This is a genomic window from Pseudactinotalea sp. HY158, assembly GCF_009660225.1.
GTDB lineage: Bacteria > Actinomycetota > Actinomycetes > Actinomycetales > Beutenbergiaceae > HY158.
Map to the genome: position 1 here is coordinate 3,628,772 of NZ_CP045920.1, position 23,719 is coordinate 3,652,490.

At 70.3% G+C, this 23,719-nt stretch carries 18 protein-coding genes; 7 read left to right on the top strand and 11 right to left on the bottom strand.

The window, feature by feature from the left end; translation table 11 throughout:
* Positions 1–185: 185 nt before the first annotated feature.
* Positions 186–1,112 carry a type IV toxin-antitoxin system AbiEi family antitoxin domain-containing protein gene (locus tag GCE65_RS16010; RefSeq protein ID WP_153879078.1) on the bottom strand — a complete coding sequence of 309 codons (927 nt, stop codon included), beginning with the start codon at positions 1,110–1,112 and terminating at the stop codon, positions 186–188.
* Positions 1,113–1,431: 319 nt separating this feature from the next.
* On the opposite strand from GCE65_RS16010, the gene GCE65_RS16015 reads away from it, so the two are divergent.
* The gene (locus tag GCE65_RS16015) at positions 1,432–2,802 is read left to right on the top strand and encodes an MFS transporter (RefSeq protein WP_228760019.1); all 1,371 of its coding nucleotides are present in this window, start codon (positions 1,432–1,434) and stop codon (positions 2,800–2,802) included.
* 39 nt (positions 2,803–2,841) lie between these two features.
* Here GCE65_RS16015 and GCE65_RS16020 read toward each other — a convergent pair whose 3' ends face one another.
* Positions 2,842–4,335: a CCA tRNA nucleotidyltransferase gene (locus GCE65_RS16020; RefSeq protein WP_153879079.1), complete on the bottom strand. Its 1,494-nt coding sequence runs from the start codon at positions 4,333–4,335 to the stop codon at positions 2,842–2,844.
* A 159-nt stretch (positions 4,336–4,494) separates the two neighbouring features.
* On the opposite strand from GCE65_RS16020, the gene GCE65_RS16025 reads away from it, so the two are divergent.
* From GCE65_RS16025 to trxA, 5 genes are all read left to right on the top strand, one after another.
* The gene (locus GCE65_RS16025) at positions 4,495–5,019 is read left to right on the top strand and encodes an NUDIX hydrolase (RefSeq protein ID WP_152910037.1); all 525 of its coding nucleotides are present in this window, start codon (positions 4,495–4,497) and stop codon (positions 5,017–5,019) included.
* Positions 5,016–7,169 carry a DUF6049 family protein gene (locus GCE65_RS16030; protein WP_153879080.1) on the top strand — a complete coding sequence of 718 codons (2,154 nt, stop codon included), beginning with the start codon at positions 5,016–5,018 and terminating at the stop codon, positions 7,167–7,169. The genes GCE65_RS16025 and GCE65_RS16030 overlap by 4 nt, the downstream gene beginning before the upstream one ends.
* 6 nt (positions 7,170–7,175) lie before the next feature.
* Positions 7,176–11,714, top strand: a complete 4,539-nt coding sequence (gene murJ, locus GCE65_RS16910) for a murein biosynthesis integral membrane protein MurJ (RefSeq protein ID WP_153879081.1) — start codon at positions 7,176–7,178, stop codon at positions 11,712–11,714.
* 73 nt (positions 11,715–11,787) lie between these two features.
* Positions 11,788–12,774 carry a thioredoxin-disulfide reductase gene (gene trxB / locus GCE65_RS16040; RefSeq protein WP_153879082.1) on the top strand — a complete coding sequence of 329 codons (987 nt, stop codon included), beginning with the start codon at positions 11,788–11,790 and terminating at the stop codon, positions 12,772–12,774.
* On the top strand, positions 12,771–13,094 hold the full coding sequence (gene trxA, locus GCE65_RS16045; protein ID WP_152910034.1) for a thioredoxin: 324 nt from the start codon (positions 12,771–12,773) through the stop codon (positions 13,092–13,094). The genes trxB and trxA overlap by 4 nt, the downstream gene beginning before the upstream one ends.
* A gap of 90 nt (positions 13,095–13,184) precedes the next feature.
* On the opposite strand, the gene GCE65_RS16050 is transcribed toward trxA, so the two are convergent.
* Positions 13,185–14,624 carry a ParB/RepB/Spo0J family partition protein gene (locus tag GCE65_RS16050; RefSeq protein WP_153879083.1) on the bottom strand — a complete coding sequence of 480 codons (1,440 nt, stop codon included), beginning with the start codon at positions 14,622–14,624 and terminating at the stop codon, positions 13,185–13,187.
* Positions 14,617–15,609: a ParA family protein gene (locus GCE65_RS16055; RefSeq protein WP_305071546.1), complete on the bottom strand. Its 993-nt coding sequence runs from the start codon at positions 15,607–15,609 to the stop codon at positions 14,617–14,619. The genes GCE65_RS16050 and GCE65_RS16055 overlap by 8 nt, the downstream gene beginning before the upstream one ends.
* A 3,389-nt stretch (positions 15,610–18,998) precedes the next feature.
* Here GCE65_RS16055 and GCE65_RS16060 point away from each other — a divergent pair.
* On the top strand, positions 18,999–19,538 hold the full coding sequence (locus tag GCE65_RS16060) for a GNAT family N-acetyltransferase (RefSeq protein ID WP_153879084.1): 540 nt from the start codon (positions 18,999–19,001) through the stop codon (positions 19,536–19,538).
* 90 nt (positions 19,539–19,628) lie between these two features.
* On the opposite strand, the gene GCE65_RS16065 is transcribed toward GCE65_RS16060, so the two are convergent.
* From GCE65_RS16065 to rpmH, 7 genes are all read right to left on the bottom strand, one after another.
* Entirely contained in the window at positions 19,629–20,054 is a 426-nt protein-coding gene (locus tag GCE65_RS16065; protein ID WP_194928753.1) for a MarR family winged helix-turn-helix transcriptional regulator, read from the bottom strand.
* 189 nt (positions 20,055–20,243) lie between these two features.
* Entirely contained in the window at positions 20,244–20,873 is a 630-nt protein-coding gene (gene rsmG, locus GCE65_RS16070; protein WP_152910621.1) for a 16S rRNA (guanine(527)-N(7))-methyltransferase RsmG, read from the bottom strand.
* The gene (locus GCE65_RS16075; protein ID WP_153879086.1) at positions 20,873–21,379 is read right to left on the bottom strand and encodes a R3H domain-containing nucleic acid-binding protein; all 507 of its coding nucleotides are present in this window, start codon (positions 21,377–21,379) and stop codon (positions 20,873–20,875) included. The genes rsmG and GCE65_RS16075 overlap by 1 nt, the downstream gene beginning before the upstream one ends.
* Positions 21,380–21,431: 52 nt before the next feature.
* Positions 21,432–22,580, bottom strand: a complete 1,149-nt coding sequence (gene yidC / locus GCE65_RS16080) for a membrane protein insertase YidC (protein WP_153879087.1) — start codon at positions 22,578–22,580, stop codon at positions 21,432–21,434.
* 15 nt (positions 22,581–22,595) lie between these two features.
* Positions 22,596–22,928, bottom strand: a complete 333-nt coding sequence (gene yidD / locus GCE65_RS16085) for a membrane protein insertion efficiency factor YidD (RefSeq protein ID WP_152910618.1) — start codon at positions 22,926–22,928, stop codon at positions 22,596–22,598.
* Complete coding sequence (rnpA, locus tag GCE65_RS16090) at positions 22,925–23,278, bottom strand: ribonuclease P protein component (RefSeq protein WP_153879088.1); 354 nt, start codon at positions 23,276–23,278, stop codon at positions 22,925–22,927. The genes yidD and rnpA overlap by 4 nt, the downstream gene beginning before the upstream one ends.
* Positions 23,279–23,282: 4 nt before the next feature.
* Positions 23,283–23,420: a 50S ribosomal protein L34 gene (gene rpmH, locus GCE65_RS16095; protein WP_153879089.1), complete on the bottom strand. Its 138-nt coding sequence runs from the start codon at positions 23,418–23,420 to the stop codon at positions 23,283–23,285.
* Between the last annotated feature and the right edge of the window lie 299 nt (positions 23,421–23,719).

The following is a 23,719-nucleotide window of genomic DNA, read 5'->3' on the forward strand; positions in this document are numbered from 1 at the left end:
CACTCACCCCGCCGACCAGGGCCAAACCCCCACTCACCCCGCCGACCAGGGCGGAATCCCGGGGATCACGGCTGATTTCCGGGATTTCACCCTGGTCGACGGCTGTGGGACCGGACCAGCCGGCGAATGCGTCCCGCCGGGTCCACGGACGATCCGATCGCCCGGCCGACCCCTGGATGGACGAACTACCGTATGAGGGCGCGACGGACATCCCGCACGAACGTCCCGTCGTACACGTCGCGGGCGAGGAAGCGCAACGGGGTGTGGTCCCCGCTCAACACGATCGCGTTCTGTCGGGCCCGGTCGTAGAAGAGGGCCTCCGCGGTGTCGTGGAACTCGCGACTGTCGATCTCGGTCAACACGTAGCCGCTCGTGCGTTTGGCCCATCCGAGGTCACCGCGGGCGATGAGGCGACCCGACTCGTCGTGCAGCCGCAGCTGCACCAGAGGGCGCGGTAGCCCCGCATCGATACTCGCGAGCCGCGCGGTGCTCTCCATCGGAGATTCGGCGCGCCCGTCCGCGAGCCCGAGAAGTGGCCGCAACGCCCTGACACCTCGGCGCCCCGTGAGGAGCCGCTCGATCCGAGCCAAGTCGGTGCTCGTGATGATCTCTCGGTGGAGTGCTGAATCGAGCACCGCCAAGGCATTCGCCCGGGGCAGTTCCGGGAGCGCCTGGACGAGTGCGGTGATCGGCTCGGCGATCCACTGGCCTCGGAATTTCACGACGTTGCCCGGCCGACGGAACTGCCGCACCCGCACCCCCGCGCTACCGGTCGTGTGGCCGGCGGGCAGGATGATCTCGGGCTCGATCCTTCGCGGGAGACCCTCGATTCCGTGGAGCATGAGCGCACAGTTCCCGACGGCCACCGCCAGCGGATGGGACAGCAATCCGATCCACGCGGCACGGCGGCGCCGATGGTCGTGGTCGTGCGGCTCGACGGGTGAACATCTCAGGTCGTAGACCCCGTTCGTCACGCGGATCCAGTCCCGGCGCCGAACCCGGGTGGCTACATGCTGCTCACTCACCCCGTGAGCGCGGAGTTGGCGCGTGCTCACGAGATTCGCCTGGGAGCAGGCGAGGAGGAACACCTCCGGAGGAACCGTATTCGTCATCCCCCCAGGACACGGCATCAAGCCTCATCCTGCATCGACGACCGGCCCACCCTGTGGGCAGCAGCGCATCCTGGGCACGCTTGTGGACATCCCCGCCCCACGATCGATCGGCGACCATCGCCGCTCACCTCATTCCGCCCCCTCCCCTCATCGACCAGGGCGGAATCCCGGGTATCGGCGACGGTTCCGGCGATTCCACCCTGGTCGACGAGACGAGTGCGGGATCCACCCTGGTCGACGACAGGAGTGCAGGATTCACCCTGGTCGACGGGCCAGCCGGGGCACCGGGGCGGCGGGGCTCACCGGGTAGTCTCGGCGCGTGAGCGATCAGCCCTCCGAGCCCACCGAGTCGGCCGAGTCCACCGGCCCGGTGCGCCGGCGCAGCACGGGCATCGTCGCCGATCTGCGGGTGCTCGTGCAGCACGCGGGGTTCCGCAAGCTCTTCACCGTGCGCCTGCTCTCCCAGTGCGGCGACGGCATGTTCCAGATCGGCCTGGCCGCGCTGTTCTTCTTCTCGCCGCAGAACCTCGCCACCGCCACGCAGGTGGCCGGGGCCTTCGCCGTCATGCTGCTGCCGTTCACGATCGTGGGCCCGTTCGCCGGGCCGCTGCTCGACCGCTGGAGCCGCCGGCAGGTGCTCGCGATCGGGAACTCGGTGCGGGTGGTGCTCACCCTGGCGATCGCCGCGATCATGGTCACGAGCGGGATCGGCCCCGCGATCTACGTGCTCGCCCTGCTCACGCTGGCCACGAACCGGTTCCTGCTCGCGGCACTGTCGGCCGGGCTGCCGCGGGTGGTCCCGGCCGATCAGCTCCTCATCGCCAACTCCCTCACCCCCACCCTCGGCGGGGCCTCGGCGGTCGCCGGAGCGGGCCTCGGGGTGGTGATCAACCTCGTCACCCCCACGGGACCCTGGCACGACGCCACGGTCCTCCTCGTCACCGCGGCGTTCATGCTCGCGGCCGTGGTCGCGGCGATGCGCCTGCACCGCGGGGAGCTCGGCCCCGACCGGTCCGCCACCGAACTGTCCGTGCTCGGCCAGCTCGGCGCGACCACGCGGGACCTGGTCGACGGGGCCCGCTATCTCGTGGCCCGGCGCACCCCGGCACTCGCGCTCGGGGCGATGGCCGCCCACCGGTTCATCTACGGGGTCAACTTCATCGCGCTCATCCTCATCTCCCGCAACCTGCTCGTGGATCCGGGCGACGCGAGCGCGGGCCTGGCCATGTTCGGCCTCCTCTCGGGCATCTCCTTCGCCGGCGGCGGACTGGCGATCGTGGCCACCCCGATCGCGCACCAGTTCCTGCGCCCCTCGGCCTGGGTGATCACGTGCCTCGGCGTCGGGATCGTCAGCCAGCTGCTCATCGCCACCACCCCCACGATCGCCGTCATCGCCGTGGCCGCGCTCCTGCTCGGGCTCTCGACCCAGGGGGCGAAGATCGCCGTCGACACGATCGTCCAACGCGATACCCACGACCGGTTCCGCGGCCGGGCCTTCACCCTCTACGACACGTTCTACAACGCGGCGTTCACCGGTGCCGCCGCCGTCGCGGCGCTCGCGCTGCCCGACACGGGCTGGTCGCGGGCGACCTTCCTGCCGCTCGCCGGGCTGTACGTGCTCATCGCGACCGGCTATGGTCTCGGCACCCGCCGCACCCACGACCGGCCGGCGGCGATTCCGGAGCGCTGAGACCGCCGTCCGGGCGGATCGCCCGCGCGAGCCGACCGGTCAGTCCTGCTGTTCGGCCCACCACTGCCGCAGCGCGGCGATCGCGGCCTCGGGCGCGAGCGGCCCGTGCTCCATCCGCAGCGCGAGCAGGTGCTGGTAGGCCTGGCCGACGGCCCGGCCGGGTTCGAGGCCGAGGATCTCCATGATCTGGTTCCCGTCGAGATCCGGGCGGATCGCGTCGAGCTCCTCCTGCTCGGCGAGCGCGGCGATGCGCCCCTCGAGGTCGTCGTAGGCGTGGGAGAGCCGGGCGGCCTTGCGCTGGTTGCGGGTGGTGCAGTCGGCGCGGGTGAGCCGGTGCAGCCGCTCGAGCTGCTCGCCGGCGTCGGTCACGTAGCGGCGCACGGCCGCGTCGCTCCAGCGCGCCTCCCCGTAGCCGTGGAACCGCAGGTGCAGGAACACGAGCTTGGAGACGGCGGCGATGGTCGCCTTGTCGAAGCGCAGCGCCTTGAGCCGCTTCGTCGCGAGCTTGGCGCCGACGACCTCGTGGTGGTGGAAGCTCACGCCCCCGCCGGGCTCGTGCCGCCGGGTCGCCGGCTTGCCCACGTCGTGCAGGATCGCCGCGAGCCGCAGCACCAGGTCCGGCCCGGGCACCGCCCCCGCCGGCCCGGTCTCGAGGTCGATCGCCTGGTCGAGCACGGTGAGGGTGTGCTCGTAGACGTCCTTGTGCCGGTGGTGCTCGTCGATGGTCAACTGCATTCCGGGCAGCTCCGGCAGCACCACCCCGGCCAGCCCGGTGTAGACCATGAGTTCGAGCCCGCTGCGCGGATGGGCGGCCACGAGCAGCTTGACCAGTTCGGCCTGCACCCGCTCCGCCGAGACGATCTCGAGCCGCTCGGCCATCGCCGACATCGCGGTCATGACGTCCTCGGTCACCTCGAAGCCGAGCTGGGCCACGAATCGGGCCGCGCGCATCATCCGCAGCGGGTCGTCGTCGAAGGACTGGTCGGCACCGGCGGGCGTGCGCAGCACCTTCGCGGCGAGGTCGTCGAGCCCGCCGAAGGGGTCGACGAACTCGAGGTCCGGCAGCCGCACCGCCATCGCGTTCACGGTGAAGTCGCGCCGCGAGAGGTCGCCGGCGAGCGTGTCCCCGTAGACGACCTCGGGCTTGCGGGAGTCGGGGTCGTACGCCTCGGTGCGATACGTCGTCACCTCGACGATCACATCGCCCTTGCGCGCGCCGATCGTGCCGAACTCGCGCCCGATGTCCCAATGCGTGTGCGCCCAGTGGGCGAGGATCGCCTCGGTCTCCTCCGGGCGGGCCGAGGTGGCGAAGTCGAGGTCGCCCGAGCGGCGGCCGAGGAAGGCGTCGCGGACGGGACCACCGACCAGGGCGAGCTCATGACCGGCGGCGGCGAAACGTCGTCCCAGATCGAGCACCTCCGGCGAGTAGTCGGCGAAGACGCGGAGGGCGGAAAGCAGCAACGTGGCGGCCTCGGCGGAGGCGGGTCGCTCGGCGGGGGATCGCTTATCGGACACAACCCCCAAGCGTGCCATGCCCGCGCGCGCGATGGGTGGGCGGCGCCCCGGTCAGCGGCGTAATCTGCGTGACATCGCGCCCGGTGGGCGCGGTCGACGCCCACGCCTATGGACGACGCAGCCCCCTTCCGTAGCCACGTCCACCCGATCATCGGGTGGGCTCGTTACAGTGTTTCCATGTCTGCCCCCCTGCCCACCCCGGGACCCCCGGTGCGAAGTCCGATCCCGGTGCCGCCGCGCCGGCGTGCGGTCTCGACGCTGCCGATCGTCGACGAGACCTCCGCGGGCGGCGTCGTGGTCAAGGTCGAGGACGGGGAGGGGTTCGCGGCGGTCATCGCGCGCCGGAACCGGGCGGGGCGGCTCGAGTGGTGCCTGCCGAAGGGCCACCTCGAGGGGGAGGAGACCGCCGAGGAGGCGGCGATCCGGGAAGTGGCCGAGGAGACGGGGATCCACGCCGAGGTGCTGCGCCATCTGGCGACGATCGACTATTGGTTCGCCGGCACGAACCGGCGGGTTCACAAGGTGGTCCACCACTACCTGCTCGCGGCCGTCGGGGGGACCCTCACCACCGAGCTGGATCCGGACCAGGAGGCCGAGGAGGCCGCCTGGATCCCGCTGACCGACGTCGCCGCGAGGCTCGCCTATCCCAACGAGCGGCGGGTCGTGGCCACCGCCCGGGACCTGCTCACCGGCCGGTCGTGAGCGGTTCCACACCCGTGCGGTCCTGGCTCGGCGGTGCCCTCATCGGGGTGCTCGCCCTCCTGTGCGCGCCCGCCGCGGCCGCCCCGCCGACGAACCACGCCGCCCCGCCGCTCGACCACGTGGCCCCACTCGACCCGGGCGACCCGGGCGACCCGGGCGGCCCCGGCGACCCGGACGATCCCGCTGGGGAGGCGCCGATCGAGGTCGAGCTCGATGCGATCACCCCGGCCGTCATCCGCCCCGGCGACGAGCTGTCGTTCTCGGGCCGCATCGTCAACAACACCGACGACGAGCTCACGTCGGCCGTCGTGTGGGTCCGGATGCAGCGCCACGTGCCCACGGACGACGGCCTGAGCCGGTGGCTCGACGGCGAGTCGAACACCAATATCGCGGTGATCGCGCGCCTGCGCCTCTCCGATCCCGACGACGATCGCGCCCGGTTCGAGGTCACGCTCGGCGAGGGCGAGTCGCCCTTCACCGAGGGCTCCACCTGGGGCCCCCACGGCGTGGAGATCGTGGCGGAGACCAACCTCGGCGATGCCGGCACGCGGTCGGTCATGACCTGGTTCCCCAGCCACGCCCCGGAGGGCAGCCCGGCCTCGTTCACCGCGCTCGCGCCGCTCCAGCCGACCGTCGGCGAATGGTCCCGGGCGCTCGAGTCCGACACCACCCTCGCGGCGGCGAGCTCCGAACGGCTCCGCGGTGTCACCGGTGCCCTGCACGACGCGCCGGTGACGTGGGCGGTCGACCCGGTGCTGCTCGAATCCGTGGCGGTGTCCACCACGGACGTGAGCACCGACGCCGGCTCGAACCCGTCGGAACCCACAGAACCCTCAGAATCCTCAGGGTCTGCCGAGCCGGCCCCCGACGCGACCTCACCGGCCGGGACGCCCGCCCCGCCCGAACTCGAGGTGGCCGCGATCGCCGCGGCCGTCACCGAGGTGGCCGCCGGCCGCCCGGTGATCGACCTCGGCTACGGCGCCCCGGACTACGAGGCCCTCCTGGGCGAGGGCACCGTCGCCGGTGAACGCCTCCTGACTCACGGCGGCGACCGCGCGGCCGCGCTGTTCGAGGCGGCCGGCCTCGCCACGATCCCCCGCACCGTGTGGCCGGCCGTGGAGCTGTCCGAGCCCACCCGGCAGGCCCTCGCGGCCGAACACGACGAGATCCTGCGCACCCCGACCCGCACGTCCACCTCGGCCTACACGAGCACGCCGGGCCTCGACCTGGCCTCCCTCACCGGAAATTACACGTTGAGCGCCGGGATTCTCACCGCGCACACCGAGGAGGACGAGCGGGAGCTCATCGCACGCAGTGCCCTCGCGGTGCGTGCCACCCCGGAGGTGCCGATCGTGCTCACGCTGCCGCGAGCCCTGAGCACCGACCAGGCTGTCCGCGCGGCCGAGAACCTCACGGGCCTCGCGGAACTGCCGTGGTTCACCCCGCGTGACCTCACCGATCAGACCGAGACGCCGCTGAGCCTGCGCCCCGACGGCACGACCGCCGCCCCGGAGCCGTCCGTGGACACGGCGGGCGCGCTGACCGCGGCGGAGATCGCCACCCTCGCGGCGGACGCCGATCGGGTGCTGACGATCGCCGCCCTCACGGACGATCCGGCGTCCTTCAGCGGTGGCTACCTGCCGGAGCTGCTCGGCGCGGCCGCGGCCTCCTGGCGCGAGGATCCACCCCGCCGCACGGAGCTCATCGCCGGGGTGCACGAGCGGGCGATGCGGCTCACGAGCGCGATCACCGTGGAGACCCCGAGCACGATCAACCTCATCTCCCGCGGTGGCGAGGTGCCGATCACGATCGCCAACTCCCTGCCGCAGGCCGTGACCGTCGAGGTGCGCCTCGAGCCCGGCGACGCCCGGCTGCGCGCCGACGAGCGCGTGTCGGGCCGGCTCCCGGCCGAGGCGGCCGCCACCGTCCGGGTGCCCGTTCACGCGGTGGCCAACGGGAACGTCCGGGTGAGCGTCCACGTGCTCGATGCGCAGGGGCACGACGTGGCCGAGCCGATCAGCTTCTCGATCCGGGTCCGGGCCGACTGGGAGGACACGGGCACGGCGATCGTGGCGGCAGGCCTCCTCGCACTGTTCCTGTTCGGGCTCGTGCGCACGATTCGCCGCGGCCGCCGCCGCCGGGAGGGGTAGATCCACATGAGCAAGTCCGGTCTGGCCGGGTCCGCGGCGGCGATGGCGAGCGGCACCCTCGTCTCGCGGCTCCTCGGGCTCGTGCGCGGCATCCTCCTGCTCGCGGCGATCGCCTCGGTCGGCGGGGCCGCGAACGCGTTCTCGGTGGCGAACAAGCTGCCGAACATCATCTACATGCTCATCGCCGGGGGCGTTCTCAACGCGATCCTCGTGCCGCAGATCGTGCGCGCCATGCGCTCCGGCGACGGCACCGCGTTCGTCAACCGGCTGCTCACCCTCGCGGGCACCGCCCTGCTGGCGGTCACGGCCCTGCTCACCGCCGGCGCGACCGTGCTGCTGACGATCTATGCGGGTTCGATCGATCCGCAGTGGCGCCCGATCGCCCTCGCCTTCGCCTACCTGTGCATGCCGCAGCTGTTCTTCTACGGCTTGTACACGCTGCTCGGTCAGGTGCTCAACGCCCGCGGGAACTTCGGGCCGTACATGTGGGCGCCGGTGCTCAACAACGTGGTCGCGATCGCCGGCCTGAGCGCGTACCTGGTCATCTACGGCCACTACTCCGCCGGGGCGGGACACGTTCCCGAGGACTGGACCACCGAACGTGTGCTGCTCTTCGCCGGCACGGCCACGCTCGGGGTGGTCGCCCAGGCGCTCGTGCTCGTGATCCCGCTGTGGCGCAGCGGCTTCCGCTACCGGCCGGACTTCCGCTTCCGGGGCGTCGGCATGGGCAACACGAGCCGCGTGGCGATGTGGGCCTTCGCCGCCCTCGGGGTCGGCCAGATCGGCTACGTGGCGATCTCCAACCTGGCGATGGCGGCCGGCGCGACGGAGGTCCCGCCGGGTTCCCCGAACCTGCCGGGCAACGGCTCCTACGACACGGCGTTCATGATCTTCATGCTCCCGCAGTCGCTCATCACCGTCTCACTCGTCACGGCCATCTTCACCCGCCTGTCCCATCACGCGGCGGCGGGTGCCGCGGCCAAGGTCCGCGACGACCTCTCGTTCGGGCTGCGGACCCTCGCGGTGTTCACCGTGTTCGCCACCGCGGCGCTCATGGTGCTCGCGATCCCCGTCGTCACGGCGATCACGGCCGGCCAGATCACGTGGGCGGAGCAGCGCTGGATCGGTCACATCGTCGCGGCCTTCGCCGCCGGGCTCGTGGCGATCGGGGCGTGGACGATGATCCAACGGGTGTACTACGCCTACGAGGACACCCGCTCGCTGTTCCGGATCCAGATCCCGATGATGCTCCTCGTCGTGCTCGGCTGCGGCGTCTCGCTGTGGCTGCTCGAGCCGGAGTGGTGGGTGGTCGGCACGGCCGTCGCGACGACGGTCTCGAACGGCTTCGGTGCGCTCGTGGCCTATCTCGCGCTCCGGCGCAAGCTTCCGAGTCTGGACGGCGCCCGCGTGCTCCGGACGCACCTGCGCCTCGTGCTCGCGGTCATCCCCGCGGTCGCGGCCGGCTGGGGGCTGCTGTGGGTCTGGGGGGCGCAGGCCTCGTTCCCGGGGGCCGTGGCCCGCGTGGCCGTCATCGGCACCCTCATGGCGGTCCTCTACCTCCTGTGCGTGCAGCGGCTGCAGGTCGGGGAGCTGCAGGCCCTGCTCGACCGGGTGGGCCGGGTGCTCGCTCCCCTCGGCCGCCGCCTGGGGCCGGTGTTCTCGCGCCTGCCCGGGGCCGCAATGTTGCGTACGATGGGCGTCGGGCCCAGAGGGGCTCGCTCGCCCCAGTCGGATCAAGGAGCACGTGTACCGGTGACCCTTCCCCCGCCCAGCCCTGGTGACGTGATCGCCGAACGGTACCGCCTGATCGAGGCCGAGGCCGGCTCGGCCCTGCCCGGTTGGCTGGCGGAGGACGAGATCCTCGCGCGGGACGTGCGGATCGTCTTCCTTCCCCCGGGTCATCAGGAGGAGGCGCTCAACGCGGCGCGACGCTCGGCCCTCGTGACCGATCCGCGGCTGCCCCGGGTGCACCGGGTGGGCACGAGTCCCGTCGAGGGCGGAACCCGGGCGTTCGTGATCACGGAGTGCTTCGACGGCTCTCGTCTCGACCACCTGCTCGCCGATGGTCCCCTCCAAGTCGACCACGCCCGCGCGATCATCGGGGAGGCCGCCGCCGCCCTCGCGACGGCGCGCCGACGGGGGGTCCATCACCTCGCACTCGGCCCGGCCTCGATCGGCGTGACCACGACAGGGCAGGTCCGCGTGCTCGGCCTCGGATTCGCGCGCGCCGGCCTCGGGATCACCGCCGGGGATGCCGTGGCGAATTCACGGACCGACGCCGTCGCCCTCGTGCGGCTCCTCTACGCCGCGCTCACCGCCACGTGGCCCGGGGAGGCCGACCGGGCGGGTTCGCTGCCCGTCGCGGCGACACCCGGGGGGATCCCGACGCCGCTGGGCGACCTCGTCGAGGTGCCCACCGAACTCGACACCCTGTGCGCCGTGACGTTCAGCCCGCACGGAGACGGCCCGTTCACCGCCGGCGCGGTGGCCGAGGAACTCGCTCCCTGGCCGCAGATCCCCCCGGCTCCCCCCGCACTTCCGCGTCCCCGCAGCTCGGGCGGCTCCAGTAGCCCCAGTGGCCCGGGCGGCTCGAGTGACTCTGGCGGCGCCGGCGGCTCGGGCGGCGCAGGCGGCGCAGGCGGCGCAGGGCACGCTGAGCACACTGAGCTCGCTGAGCTCGCTGAGCACGGCGAGCAGGATGGCCCGAGCACCGTTCTGGCCGGCAGCAACCAGGCTCGTGGCGGCGCCGACAGCATCGGCGGCCCCACTGGTACCGACGGCCCCACTGGTACCGACGGTACCGACGGAACCGACAGCAGTGGCGGTATCACCGGCCCTGAGCGTCCGGGCATTGAGGCTCCGGGCGCGGCCTCGCCCGCTCCCGTGGCCCCGGCCGGCACGATCATCGCCGAGGATCCGCAGACCGGGGAGTTCGCCGCCGTTCCCACCGGGGTGCCCGACCAGCCCGACGTGCCCGGCGATCACCCGCGCACGGGTGATCGCTGGGTGCCGCAGCTCGACCCGACCGGCGCGGCCACCGGCGACCGGCCCTTCGATCAGCTCCTCGCGGGCGACGATGCGGCCGAGGCCGACGACTCGGGGCGTGCGGTTCCCGCGCGACACGCCGGGCCCCGCACCCACACCGCCTCGGTCGCGGCTCCGGGCGGCGGGCCCGCCGACGACCTCGCCCCGGCAGCCGGCGGTCGACGCGGCCCGGGCACTGTGAGCACCATGGGCCCGGCCGGCACAGCGGGCTCCGCAGGCTCTACGGGCTCTGCGGGCTCTGTCGGAACAAGGGGCTCCGCGGGCACGACAGGCGCATCGGAGGGTCGTGCTGAGCCTGCCGAGCCGTCCGAACCTGCCGAACCGTCCGGCCGTGCCAACCGGCCCAACCAAGCCACCCGGCCCAACCAGGCCAACCAGGCCACACGGGCCAACCAGGCCAACCAGGCCAACCAGGCCACCCGAACCACACGGGTCACCCAGGCCACACAGGCCGCCCGAACCACCCAGGCCGCCGGGCAGCCTGCCGGCGCGGGCGGCTGGGACCTGCCCGCGGGCGTCCCTGCGCGTTCGTCCGTGCGCGGCGAGGCCGCCGGTGGCCGGGCACGGGGTGGAGCCGCCGCGCCGTCGGCAGCCGGGACCGGGGGCGCTCCGGGGCCGCAGGAGGGCGTCTCGAGCCTCGGTCCCGCGCCGACCCGTCATTTCGCGCCCGTCTCGTCCGTACCCGGCTCGTCCGTACCCGGCTCGTCCGTACCCGGCTCGTCCGTACCCGGCTCGTCGGCTCCGGCCTCGGGAGCCTCGGGGGCGCCGACGACCATCGACGGCCCCGCCACCCGCGCGGGCCGGCCCACGAGCCCGGCAACGCGCGACACCCCAGGCGAGGCCACGCCGTCCAGGCCCTGGCATCGGTCGAGCGGAGTCATCCTGCTCGTCATGCTCGCCGTGCTGGTCTTCGGGGTGGTGCTGGCGATCAACGCGTTGCGCGACCCGTTCGCGGGCCCGTCCGAACCCGATCCGGCGCCCACCTGGCCCCTGGGCCAGAGCGAGGAGCCGAGCGAGGGGGCGACGGCGCCGGGAGCGTTGCCGACCACCACCCCGTCCCCCTCCTCCGCTGAGCCGATCCGGATCGTCGACGGCGTGACGTTCGACCCGACCGCCTCCGGTGGGGAGAACCAAGACCTGGCCTATTACGCCTACGACAACGACCGCTCCACCTTCTGGCGCTCGCTCCGATACAACAGCCCGACCTACGGGATGAAGGCCGGGCTCGGTTACACGGTCGAACTGGACCGTACGAGCTCCGTGAGTGAGGTCGTCGTCGACGTGCTGGGCAAGGGCGGGAACGTGCAGATCCGCGCCGCCTCCGCCGACGCCCCGAACGAGGGCACCGTGTTGGCCGAGGGGCCGGTCGGTCCCGAGACGGTGTTCGACTTCGACACTCCCGTGGAGACCGATTCGATCTCCCTGTGGTTCACCGAACTTCCCGTCGCCGACAGCGACGGGCGCAACCGCATCGAACTGGCCGAGGTCCAGGTGCGCTGACCCCCGGGGAACACCGCGGGCCCCGCCGTCGTTCTCCCTGACAGACCCTCCTTCCGACTGCAAGGAATTCACAGTGACCGATACCGTTCGCAACGTCGTCATCATCGGCTCCGGACCCACCGGCTACACCGCCGCGGTCTATGCGGCTCGCGCCGGCCTGGACCCGGTGGTGTACGCGGGCTCGATCACCGCCGGCGGCGCCCTCATGAACACGACCGACGTCGAGAACTTCCCGGGATTTCCCACCGGGATCATGGGACCCGACCTCATGGAGAAGATGCGGGAGCAGGCCGAGCGTTTCGGGGCCGACATCCGTTATGACGACGTCGTGTCCGTCGATCTCGCCGGCCCGATCAAGGTCATCCGCACCGACGAGGAGGAGATCCGCGCCCGCGCGGTCATCCTCGCCATGGGATCGGCCTATAAGGAGCTCGGCCTGCCCGACGAGAAGAGGCTGTCCGGGCGCGGGGTGAGCTGGTGTGCGACGTGCGACGGCTTCTTCTTCAAGGACCAGCCGATCCTCGTCGCCGGCGGTGGCGACTCCGCCATGGAGGAGGCCCTCTTCCTCGCCCGATTCGGCGAGTCCGTCACCGTGGTGCACCGCCGCGACGAGCTGCGGGCGTCCAAGATCATGGCGGAGCGGGCGTTGAACGACCCCAAGATCTCCTTCGCGTGGAACAGCGAGATCGTCGCGATCCACGGGGAGGAGAAGGTGAGCGGTGTGCGCCTGCGTGACACGGTGGACGGTTCCGAGCGCGACCTCGATGCGACCGGCCTGTTCGTGGCCATCGGGCACCTGCCGCGCACCGAGCTCGTGCAGGGTCAGGTGGACCTGAGCCCCGCGGGCTACGTCACGGTGGACCACCCCTCGACCCGCACGAACCTGCCCGGCGTGTTCGCCGCCGGGGACGTCGTCGACGACCAGTACCGCCAGGCCATCACGGCCGCGGGCACGGGCTGTGCCGCGGCCCTGGACGCGGAGCGGTTCCTCGCCGCCCTCGATCACCCCCCACTGACCGAGGCGGATGCCTCGCTGCTCGCCACGGAAGGAATCTCATGACTCTCGGTGCAACGACCGACGCCACCTTCGACCAGGACGTGCTCGCGGCTCCCGGGCCCGTGCTCGTCGACTTCTGGGCGCCCTGGTGCGGCCCCTGCCTCCAGATCGCACCCATCCTCGAGGAGTTGGCGGCCGAGTACGCGGACTCCCTGACCATCCTCAAGCTCAACGTCGACGAGAATCCCGCCACGGCCGGCAAGTACGGCGTCATCTCGATCCCCACGATGAACGTCTACGTGGGTGGCGAGGTCGCCGGCACGATCATCGGTGCCAAGCCGAAGAAGAAGCTCATCGCCGAACTGGAGCCCTACCTGGGCTGATCGTCCCGCTCGGGCCCCCGCGACGACGGCCGGGCCACCCGCATCGGGTGGCCCGGCCGTCGTGTCCGTTCCGAGCTCCACGGAGCGGTGCTATGCCTCGCTCGCGTCCGGGGCCCGGAAGATCCCCGGGTCCTCCGGTGCGAGGGTACCGAGGATCCGATTGAGGTCTTGAACCGACGCGAACTCGATCGAGATCCGGCCTTTGCGCTGCCCTAGGTTGACCTTGACCTTCGTGTCGAGCCGGTCGGCCAGGCGCGAGGCGAGATCCTCCAGGGCGGGGCTGCTCCCCCCCGCGCGAGGACGACGGCGCGCCGGTTCCGCGTGATCCTCGCCGAGGGCGACCGCCTCCTCCGTCGCACGCACGCTCAATCCCTCGGCCACGATCCGTTGCGCGAGGCGCTCCATCGCGGCCATATTCGTCAGGCCGAGGAGTGCACGGGCGTGGCCCGCGGAGAGGACGCCCGCGGCGACACGGCGCTGCACGAGCGGCGGAAGCCGCAGCAGCCGCAGCGTATTGGAGATCTGGGGGCGGGAGCGGGCGATCCTGGTCGACAGCTCCTCGTGGGTGCACCCGAAGTCGTCGAGCAGCTGCCGGTAGGCGGCCGCCTCCTCGAGTGGGTTGAGCTGGACCCGATGGAGGTTCTCGAGCAGGGCGTCTCGGAGGAGGTCGTCGTCGGTGGTCGAGCGGACGATCGCCGGGATGTCCGGCAGCCCGGCCTCACGGGCGGCCCGCCAGCGTCGCTCGCCCATGATGAGTTCGTAGGGGGCGTCCCCGTCCTGCGGATCGGGCCGGGGACGCACGACGATCGGCTGGAGCACGCCGACCTCCGCGATCGAGGCCGACAGCTCGACGAGCTCCTCCTCGGCGAAGACCGTGCGTGGCTGTGCCCGGTTCGGTGCGATGTCGTCGATGGGGATTCGGGCGAAGGTCGCACCCGGAACGGGCCGCAGGGCCCCGTCCACATCCTCGGCGTCACCGGGCTTGCCACTCGATGCGGCGACCTGCCCATCGAGAGCAGTGAGTGCGTCCTCGCCGGTCTCCAGGGCCCCCTCGGTCGCAGCGCGACGGGCTTCGGTGGCGATGCCGCCGGGCCCTACGGCACGGAGGTCGGTCGTGTCGGTGGGTTCCCCGCGCTGAATCGGGCCCCCTGCGCGCTGACCTGCGGCCTGACCTGCGACCCGTCCTGCGACCTCGGGGGCGGGGCCCGTCGTGCCCGCGTCGTTCACCGCCTGGTCCGCCCGGTCCGCCGTCGCCGGGTCCACCTTCGCCCGGTTCGCCCGGTCCACCTCCGCCGGGTCCGCCGGGTCCGCCCGGTCCGTGGCGGCCGCCGGTTCCGTCGGGTCCGCTGCGTCCGCTGCCTCTGCTGGGTCCGCTGCGTCCACTGCGTCTGCCGGCTCCGCTGGGCCTGTTGGATACGGGTGGGCCGCCGGGAAGAACACGTCGACCGGACGGCCCTGGGAGGACCGTTCTCCCGCCGTCGGGATGAGGGCGCCGAGGCCACGTCCGAGAGCCTTGCGGCGTTCACTCATGAGCTTCTCCTTCGGTGGGGTGCGGCGCGCCGCCGGCGGGCGTTCGCGGGTGCGAGCGCCGGCAGATCTCACGGGCAGCCTCGAGGTACGCGAGAGCTCCCGTGGATCCGGGGTCGTAGGTGAGCACCGTCTGGCCGTGGCCCGGCGCCTCGGAGATCCGAACCGATCGCGGGATGGTCGCGTGGAGCGTCTCGCCCGGGAAGTGCTCACGCACCTCCTCGACGACCTGGCGAGCGAGGTTCGTGCGACCGTCGTACATCGTGAGGATGATCGTCGAGACGTGCAGTGCGGGGTTGAGATGCGCCTGGATCAGGGCGATATTGTTGAGGAGTTGGCTCAAACCCTCGAGTGCGTAGTACTCGGTCTGGATCGGGATGAGCACCTCACGGGCGGCAACGAAGGCGTTGACCGTGAGCAGTCCGAGGCTCGGCGGGCAGTCGATGAATACATAGTCGAGGCGTGGCTCCCCCATGCGGGAGCGGTGGCGCAGGTACTCGGCGAGTGCGTTCCGCAGCCTGTTCTCCCGGGCGACGAGGGAGACGAGTTCGATCTCGGCGCCGGAGAGGTCGATCGTGGACGGCACCACGTGGAGGTTGTCGATGTGCTCATGTCTCTGGACGACCTCGGCCATCGGCGCGTCGTTGATGAGGACGTCGTAGGTGGAGGGCGTTCCCGAGGGGTGATCGATGTCGAGCGCCGTCGAGGCGTTCCCCTGCGGATCGTTGTCGATCACCAGCACCTGGAGGCCTGCCGTGGCGAGGGCCGCCGCCAGGTTGACGGAGGTCGTCGTCTTCCCGACGCCGCCCTTCTGGTTCGCGATCGTGAAGACACGAGTCTGCTCCGGCGCTGGGAAGCGCTGTCCGGAGAGGGTGATGCGGCGTCGAGCGTCTTCGGCCAGCTGTGCCGCCAGCGGCGTGCTCTCGTCCGCCTGTGGAATCGCATCAATGAGAGCGCGACGTCGGTCTTCCTCGCTCGATATGGTCACCCGCTTCTCCCTTTGTGTGGCTGCGCTCAGTCTACGGTGCAGGACCGACGTTCCCGTGTTCCACGTGAAACGATGGGATGCGCATGTCGTTGGGACATCGACGGCCACGCCGGGCCGGGGATGCTGCATCCGGTGTCGGGCGGCGGGCGGCGAGATCGGTCTCATCATCGCCTCGGCTCACGCGCGCCGGGCCCGGAGGGTGGCCGTGAAGCGTTGTCGGACCCGAGGCGACAGCCTTCCTCGAACGGGTGGGTTCGTCGCCGGCGGACATCCTGAGCAGGCCGACCGGCGCGGCGTGATCGACCCGGTCTGCCCACTCTGCCCACCCTGTCGGCCCTGTCGGCCCTGTCGGCTCTTGTCAGCATTTGTCGGCTGTTGTCGGCTCTGGCGGCTCAGCGCGGCCACTATGTCCACCACGGGGCCGATTCCGGCCACTCGACCCTAGACGTGCCCGGACCACACGCTCAGTCCGGCAAGTGATCGGTGCAGATCACGCCAACCTGGGCCCGGCAGCCCCGGCAGGGACTGAAAGTCGTCAACTCGTTGCCGCCTCGCCGCGCACTCGATTCGGTTCGAGCGCCACGAGACAGTCTCACCCGATGACGTTGCGTCTGCGCATCCACTTCGGGGAGGTGAAGACCTCGAGGGGCTCGTGACTCGCGCCATCCCGCAGTTCACGGACTCGCCCGTCCTGTCGGCGGGCGTTCCCAACGCCCGGTGTGGCACCGGCAGTGACGACGCGACGACAACCAGTGCGAGGGAGGAGCACCCATGGATCTCGGGCGCATCCGTGAGGCGGATTGACTCATCTGCCGCACGAGCAACGAGGCCCGACACTGCCGATGGTAACCGCGCCGGCTCCGCGGCCCGCGTTACCGGGGTGACACGTGGACGTGGCTGTACTGGGGTGCTCGTCCTCGACTCGAGCACCCATGCGAAACCCCGGCTTGATCGACGTCGAGGCACTGCACTCCATTTTTCCTGCGATCCAGCCATCCTGGAAATTTGTGAAGCGCGGCCGACCAGCCGGCTCGCGCACCCGCGGGTCGCTGGTGAGATGTCGGAGAGCCGAAGAGCCCAAGCCGGCTGACGGTTGAGGGCTGGGAGCTGGGGCAGAGGGCCGGGAACTGGAGGGCTGAGGGCCGGGAACTGGAGGGCTGAGGGCCGGGGGCTCAGGGTCGAGGGCCGGGAACTGGAGGACTGAGGGTTGAGGGCCGAGAACCGAGAACTGAGGGCTGGGAACTGGAGGACTGAGGGCCGAGAGCCGAGGGCTGGGAACAGGGGGCTGGGGGCTGGGGGGTTCAGGGCACGGGGGCTCGGGGCTCGGGGCTCGGGGCTCGGGAGACTCTCATGTCGGTGACGGCACGAGTTCCCGTGATTCACGTGAAACGGAAGGCCCCCAGCTACGCTCGGCAGCACTTGCGGCACGATGGCTCCGGCCTTCAGTTCCGATGGCGCCACTGGTGTCACACCGCAGGTCCGGCACGAGGTGCCGCTGTGACACCCCGAAGAATTGAACCGTGACCTCAACTCAGCTGGATTCGGTGATTAAGCTCAACACGAATCATGAGTCTGGTGCGATCGGTTTGACCGCAGCCTCGTTTCACGTGGAACGTAGCAGGCCAGCCGCGATCATCACGGACGGGCTGAAGCCGGCCACACTCACGATTCACATGAAACTGTGCGCATGTCGTGCCCTGATCAACCACTACCCTCGTCCGACTTGGTCCGTCGTTCCACGTGAAACCGTGGAAACAAGCGGCCCGGCTCTGTTGCCTCATTACGCCCCACCCGGCGCGCGGCGGCACGAGCGTACGGGCCGCCGGGGCCATGTTGGCGCCTCCTTCGGTTCGCCCCCGTTCGCGGGGCCCATTACCTGCTCGTCCTTCGGTCGCGCACGGGAGCGTCTACGACACGGTCACCAAGGTTCGTTGCCTTGGAGGACTCACAGCAGGCCAGACCAACGGCGCCCCATGGATCTGTGACCTCACCCCGTCCCTGTTTCACGTGGAACGTCCACCAGTAGCCACGGACGAACGCCGTGAATCAAGGGTCCTCCGAATCAATGCCCCCTACGGTTTCACGTGAAACACCGGGAGAAGCGCGACGCCGACGAACTGGTGGTGCACGAGGACACGAGCCTGTCGTACGTCACGCAACGATGGCACCACGTGCTCCATACTCATCGATTGTCCGTCTCCTTGGACCGTCACCACGCGACGGAACAGATCCGGGGGCGGTGAGCTACCCGAGTCCTTCGTCGGTACGACTTCTTTGGGTGACTGCCGTGATCGTCCCGCGCCGGAGTCGGGCATCGGGTCGATGGAGGCCGGCATCCGGCCGCAGGTCGTTCGTCGGCGTTGGCTTCGTGACACGGCCAACTCATTGTTGTGCGCTCTGTACGTTCAGGAGCCCGTGGGTATCCGCGCACTGTGAGAGTCGTTCTCCGTCCTGCGCCGGTCACGCTCCCGTCGGAGTCCTACGTACCGACGCGCAGGTACGCAGCTGCCTCCCGGATTCAGACAATCCGGGGGAGAGCTAGGCGGGTGCTTTGCAGGAAGGAATTCCGTTTCACGTGAAACGCGGGCCGACAGGGAGGCGACGACTGAACGACGCCACGCACGACCGGCCAACCATTACAGCACGTGTTGAGATGACCTCGGTCCACTCGCGCCCACATGTCATTGCTGCGGTGTGAGAGCAAGCCCGTTCGGTGGGATGCCCAGGAATCCAGGCCGTGTGAGAACAGTGTCGCTGTGCATGCCCGCGACCAACCTGGGCGCGAGCGGGTAGCGCTCGTATCAACCGGACTGGCACCGTGCGCCCGACGGGAGGTTGGGGCCGCGGACCATGGGAATGACGGGTCGCGACTCGCACGATGATCGGACGTAGATCACGCCGGCACTTCACCGCCCTACGGCTGCCGTCACTGTTTCACGTGGAACTAGCCAGCTTGCCGACGGACATTCATGCATACGGCACCGGCCCGCGGCGCCGCGTGCGGCCCACAGCGCAACATAGTTCGTCGAATCCCCAGGTGGAACTACATCGGCTATGGCGGATCAGTTACGTTTCACGTGGAACACGACCATCGGTGCCCGACCATCGCACCCATCGCTGCCGCGTGTGGCCCACAGCGCGACACAGTACGTCGAATCATCAGCTGGACCGCATCGGCTTGGGCTGCTCGATCTCGTTTCACGTGGAACAGAACCATCGATACCCGGCCATCGCACTCATCGGCGCCGCTGGAACACCGCTCCGAGCCGTGCTGGTCGTTCTGGCCGCTGAACCCGAGCCCTCGCCGCGGATCTTCACAACCTTGTGATCGCGACACCACTCTTCCACGCGGCGTTGATAGCTCGTTGGACCGCGACTACCGTCGTCGTATGGCCAGCCATCCGGTCGTGACGATCCGGTTCGCCAACGTCGAGGACGCGGAGCGGATCGCGCGTGTTCACATCGCCGCATGGCGCGCCGCGTACACGGGCATCATGTCCGACCAGCAACTGGCTGGACTCGACCACGAACTCCTCATGCGACGCTGGCACCACGACCTGGCCACCGGGTTCGCGGACGGGGCAGTGCTCGTGGCGCAGAGTCCCCAGGGAACGATCTGTGGCGTCGCCTCCGGAGGCTCACCCCGCGACGAGGTCGAGTCGGGAACCCTCGAACTGTGGATGCTCAACTGCCATCCCTCGAGCTGGGGACGCGGGGTCGGAACTATGCTCCTCGCCGAGCTCGAACGCCAGCTCGCGGACCGCGGAGCGCTCGACGCCTACCTCTGGGTCGCCGCCCGCAACAGCCGAGCCCGCCACTTCTACGCCCGCGAGGGCTGGTGCGATACCGGCGCGACGCGGCTGGAGGAACGCTTCGACCCCGCCATCACCGAGGTTCGATACGCCAAGCGCGTCGGGGTCTCCTCGTGAAACGAGCGGGCCCGGGCCCGGAAGGCCCCGGCTCGCGCGACCCCTCGCGCCTACGCGCCCAAGCGGACCGGCCGCACCGAACGGTCGCGCCTATCGGAGAGTCGAGACGACCCGGTCGAGAACCTCGATCGCGGCCACCAGTTCGGCCTCCTCCACCCGTCCGAGCACGCGGGCGAGGGCCTGCGCTTCGGTCGCAGCGGCCCGTTCGAGTAGGGACTCGCCCGCGTCCGTGATCCGGACGCGCCGGCGCCGGCGGTCACGCGGATCGGACGCCGACTCGAGGAGCCCACGTCCGATGAGGGAGCGGACCCCCACCGACACGGTTGAATGGTCCAACTCCAAGGCCGACGAGATCTCCACCAATCCCGTCGCCCCGGCGGCGACCGACCTGAGGATTCGGACCTGCCCCGACCCGGCGGTGCCCTCGAGCGTCGACTCCCACACCTGCGCGGCCACCCGCAGCACGTGGGAGAGGCGCGCGGCCACGGCGGCGTCCGTCGAATCATCGCGATTCATCGATCTATGGTGGGCCATGGAATTGCCCCATTCGCCCCCACGCGACGGTTCCGCGAAGCCGGTCGGGCCGGAATCTCCGTCCGAATACACAGTCCACTCCATCAACGGGTCAAGCTATAGCAAACTCGATACTGTCCTGCGGACGCCCACTCCACCCGGGGCGCGGCCGGCTCCTGAGGGCGCCCACTCCTATCGGCGAACCTCGACCACCCGCGTGACGTCCGCGTCGTCGAAGAGATCGACGTCGTGGACCACGACCTCCCGTGCGCGGAACTTCTTCAGAACGTACGTTGCCTCGTCCACCTCGTCCCGTGCCCGCTCTCCCTTGAGCGCGAGCAGCGACCCTCCCGGGGCGACCAAGGGCATCGTGAACCGGAGCAGCTTTCCGAGCCCGGCCACCGCCCGAGCGGTCACCGCCTCGCACCGCAGCCGCCCGTGCACCTCCTCCGCCCGTGCCCGGTGCAGCGTCACGTTGTCGAGACCGAGTTCCTCGGTCACCTCGATCAGCCATTCCACCCGCCGTTCCATCGGCTCGATGAGATGCATCTCGAGATCCGGGCGCAGCAGCGCGAGCACCACCCCCGGCAAGCCCGCACCCGAGCCCACGTCCGCGACCGCGCCGCTCGCCGGCAGGAACTGCGCGACCGCGGCGGAGTTCATCAGATGACGACGCCAGAGACGTGGGAGTTCGCGCGGGCCGATGAGTCCGCGCAGTTCCCCCTCGGCCGCGAGCATCTCACCGAAGTGCTCGACGCCACCGAAGGCGACCCCGAGGATCTCCCGAGACCGGGCCTCGTCGTCACCGATGAGATCGGACATCAGTTCGGCCGGATGATCACATAACGCTTCGGCTCGGCTCCATCCGACTCCGAATGGAGGCCGGCCTCGGTCACCGCATCGTGCACGACCTTGCGCTCGAACGAGTTCATCGGCTCGAGCTGGACCTCCGCGCCGGATGCCTGCGCCCGGCCGATCGCATCCTCCGCGAGGGCGGTGAGCTGATCCCGACGAACCTTCCGGTGGCCGGCGACGTCGAGCATGAGCCGGGACCGCTCACCGGTCTTCGCCTGGACGGCGAGCCGGGTCAGCTCCTGGAGGGCGTCGAGCACCTGGCCGTCGTCGCCGACGAGCCTACGGAGCCAGTGCTCACTGCCGGCCTCGGTCACGATGGCGACCGAGGCGCGGCCCTGGTCGACGTCGATGTCGATGTCGCCGTCGAGATCGGCGATATCGAGGAGTTCCTCGAGATAGTCGGCGGCGACGTCGCCCTCCTTCTCGAGGCGGGCGCGCAAGTCGTCGGTGGTGGTGTTCTGGCTAGTCATCATGACCCCTTCGGATCGTGGTGCTGAGAGGGAGGACCCGCAACTGCTGCGGTGCCTACTTCTTCTTCGGTGGCTTCTTGCCGGAGGCGGCCGAACTCTTCCGCGCCGCGGCCTGCGTGGATCCGGGCTTCTTCGCCGGCGGGGCGGCATCCTCGAGCGGACCGGCCGGGGCATCCGACTCCGCTGCGGGGCTCGACTTCTCCGGATCGGCGGGCTCGACCGGCTGTGCGGTCTGCCCGGGACTCTTCTTCGCCCGATCCTTGCGCTTGGGTTGCTGCCGCTGCCCGCTCACGCGTTGCTCGGGTGCGTCCTCGATCAGAAGGGTGCCGGCGTCGTCCTCGAGCACCGGTTGACCGCGCCGCGCGCGACGGCGTGCACGGCGCTCCTCGAGCGCGATCGCGGCGGGCGACCCGGGCGTGGGTGAGTTGTGGATGACCCAGAACTGCTGACCCATCGACCACAGGTTCGACGTGGTCCAGTAGAGGAGCACACCGATGGGGAACGACACACCCGACACCGCGAACACGAGCGGGAGCACGTACATGAGCATCTTCTGCTGACGCGCCATGGGGTTGTCGAGCGCCGAGGCCGGCATGTTCTTCTGCGTCAGGTGCTTCTGCTGGAAGAGCATCGTGGCGCACATGAGCACGACGAGCACCGCCGTGACGATCTTGACCTCGATATTCGGGGATCCGAGGAACGTCGAGGAGAGCGAGGCGCCGAAGATCTCGGATGATTCGGCCACCTTCGCCGTGGCCTGGTCGAGCGGGCCGATCGGGTCGGCCTCGCCGCGTGAGATCGGCCCCAGGGCGTTGAGGACCCGGAACAGTGAGAAGAAGATCGGCATCTGCGCGATGAGCGGCAGGCATGAGGCGAACGGGGAGGTGCCGTTCTCCTTGTAGATGGCCATCATCTCCTGTTGCATGGCCTGCCGGGACGCCGGATCGGTCTTGCCCTTGTATTTCTTCTGCAGCTTCTGGATCTCCGGCTGCACCACCTGCATCATCCGCTGCGCCTTGATCTGGCGAACGAACAGGGGAATGAGGATGATCCGGATGACGACCACGAGGGCGACGATCGACAGCAGCCAGCTCCAGCCACCGGACGGGTCCATCCCGATGAAGGTGAACAGGTTGTGTGCGGCCACCATGATGTGCGCCACGACCCACTTGATCGGGAACAGGATGGTGTCGAAAAATCCCATGGACTGACGGATCTCCTAGTAGCCGGCGTGCGGCGGGGCGCACCGGTGGTGACGGGTGGAACGAGTGAGACGGCCGGGTGAAACACGGCGGGCGGGCCAGCGCTCGGGGACGGGGTCGACCCCGCCTGCAGACCAGGGATTACAGCGCAGGATCCGCCAGCCCGCGGCGAGGAATCCCTTGATGGGACCGTGCATCCGCAGGGCCGTGACCGCGTAGGCCGAGCACGACGGGTAGTACCGGCAGGTCGGGGCGAACCACGGCGAGACAACGGCCTGATACATCCGGATGAGACTCACGAGGAGCCAACTCGATCCGCGGGAGACCATCGCGACCGCCCGACGCGTCATCGCCGGCCACCCGCCTTCGCCTCGGCACGCGCGAGACAGCGGCCGAGGTCGCTGTCCAGGTCGGCGAAGCTCGCATCGGCGGCGCCTGCAAGCGCACGGACGACGACGCTGCGGCCCGCGTAGCGCTCGACTCGCGTAGCCATGAGGGCGCGCAGTCGACGCTTGACGAGGTTGCGTCGTACGGCGTTGCCGACGGACTTCGATACGACAAAACCCACCCGCGCCGCATCGGCGTGGGTGGATCGAGTCAGGATGTGTGCCACGACATGGCGGCCACCGGCGCGGGTTCCACGGCGGACGGTCTCGGAGAACTCGTCACCGCCGCGCATCCGGTACCGCGCAGGCAGCACGTGCCTAGGCTGAGACCGAGGCGCGGCCCTTGCGGCGGCGTGCGGACAGGATCGCCCGGCCGGCTCGGGTGCGCATACGCAGACGGAAGCCGTGCGTTCTCGCACGACGCCGGTTACTCGGCTGAAAAGTCCGCTTACTCACGGCAGTACTCCATTAACAGGTCGGTATCGCACACACGGGCGTCGCGTGTGGGCCAGCACTGCGCACGCGGGGCTACCGCACGCCTGGCAGCATGACCTGCTCAAGCTACGCGAGTGCGTCGGCGGGGTCAAACCTCGTGACCATCCTCACCTCGAGCGGCGCGGGGTTCCGGATCCCACCCACCCTATGGACAAAGGTGGACACGTCCAACCCTCGGGGAGTGCGGCACGTCGGCGCGGGCCGAAACGAGCCCGTGCGGTCGCGGCGACGCGACCGGGGCCGGCATCTCAACTCCCGTC

Coding starts and splice junctions, on each gene's coding strand:
- GCE65_RS16010 (WP_153879078.1), bottom strand. CDS start 1,112: ATGACGAATACGGTTCCTCCGGAGGTGTTCCTCCTCGCCTGCTCCCAG.
- GCE65_RS16020 (WP_153879079.1), bottom strand. CDS start 4,335: ATGGCACGCTTGGGGGTTGTGTCCGATAAGCGATCCCCCGCCGAGCGA.
- GCE65_RS16025 (WP_152910037.1), top strand. CDS start 4,495: ATGTCTGCCCCCCTGCCCACCCCGGGACCCCCGGTGCGAAGTCCGATC.
- murJ (WP_153879081.1), top strand. CDS start 7,176: ATGAGCAAGTCCGGTCTGGCCGGGTCCGCGGCGGCGATGGCGAGCGGC.
- trxA (WP_152910034.1), top strand. CDS start 12,771: ATGACTCTCGGTGCAACGACCGACGCCACCTTCGACCAGGACGTGCTC.
- GCE65_RS16050 (WP_153879083.1), bottom strand. CDS start 14,624: ATGAGTGAACGCCGCAAGGCTCTCGGACGTGGCCTCGGCGCCCTCATC.
- GCE65_RS16060 (WP_153879084.1), top strand. CDS start 18,999: ATGGCCAGCCATCCGGTCGTGACGATCCGGTTCGCCAACGTCGAGGAC.
- GCE65_RS16065 (WP_194928753.1), bottom strand. CDS start 20,054: ATGAATCGCGATGATTCGACGGACGCCGCCGTGGCCGCGCGCCTCTCC.
- rsmG (WP_152910621.1), bottom strand. CDS start 20,873: ATGTCCGATCTCATCGGTGACGACGAGGCCCGGTCTCGGGAGATCCTC.
- GCE65_RS16075 (WP_153879086.1), bottom strand. CDS start 21,379: ATGATGACTAGCCAGAACACCACCACCGACGACTTGCGCGCCCGCCTC.
- yidC (WP_153879087.1), bottom strand. CDS start 22,580: ATGGGATTTTTCGACACCATCCTGTTCCCGATCAAGTGGGTCGTGGCG.
- yidD (WP_152910618.1), bottom strand. CDS start 22,928: ATGACGCGTCGGGCGGTCGCGATGGTCTCCCGCGGATCGAGTTGGCTC.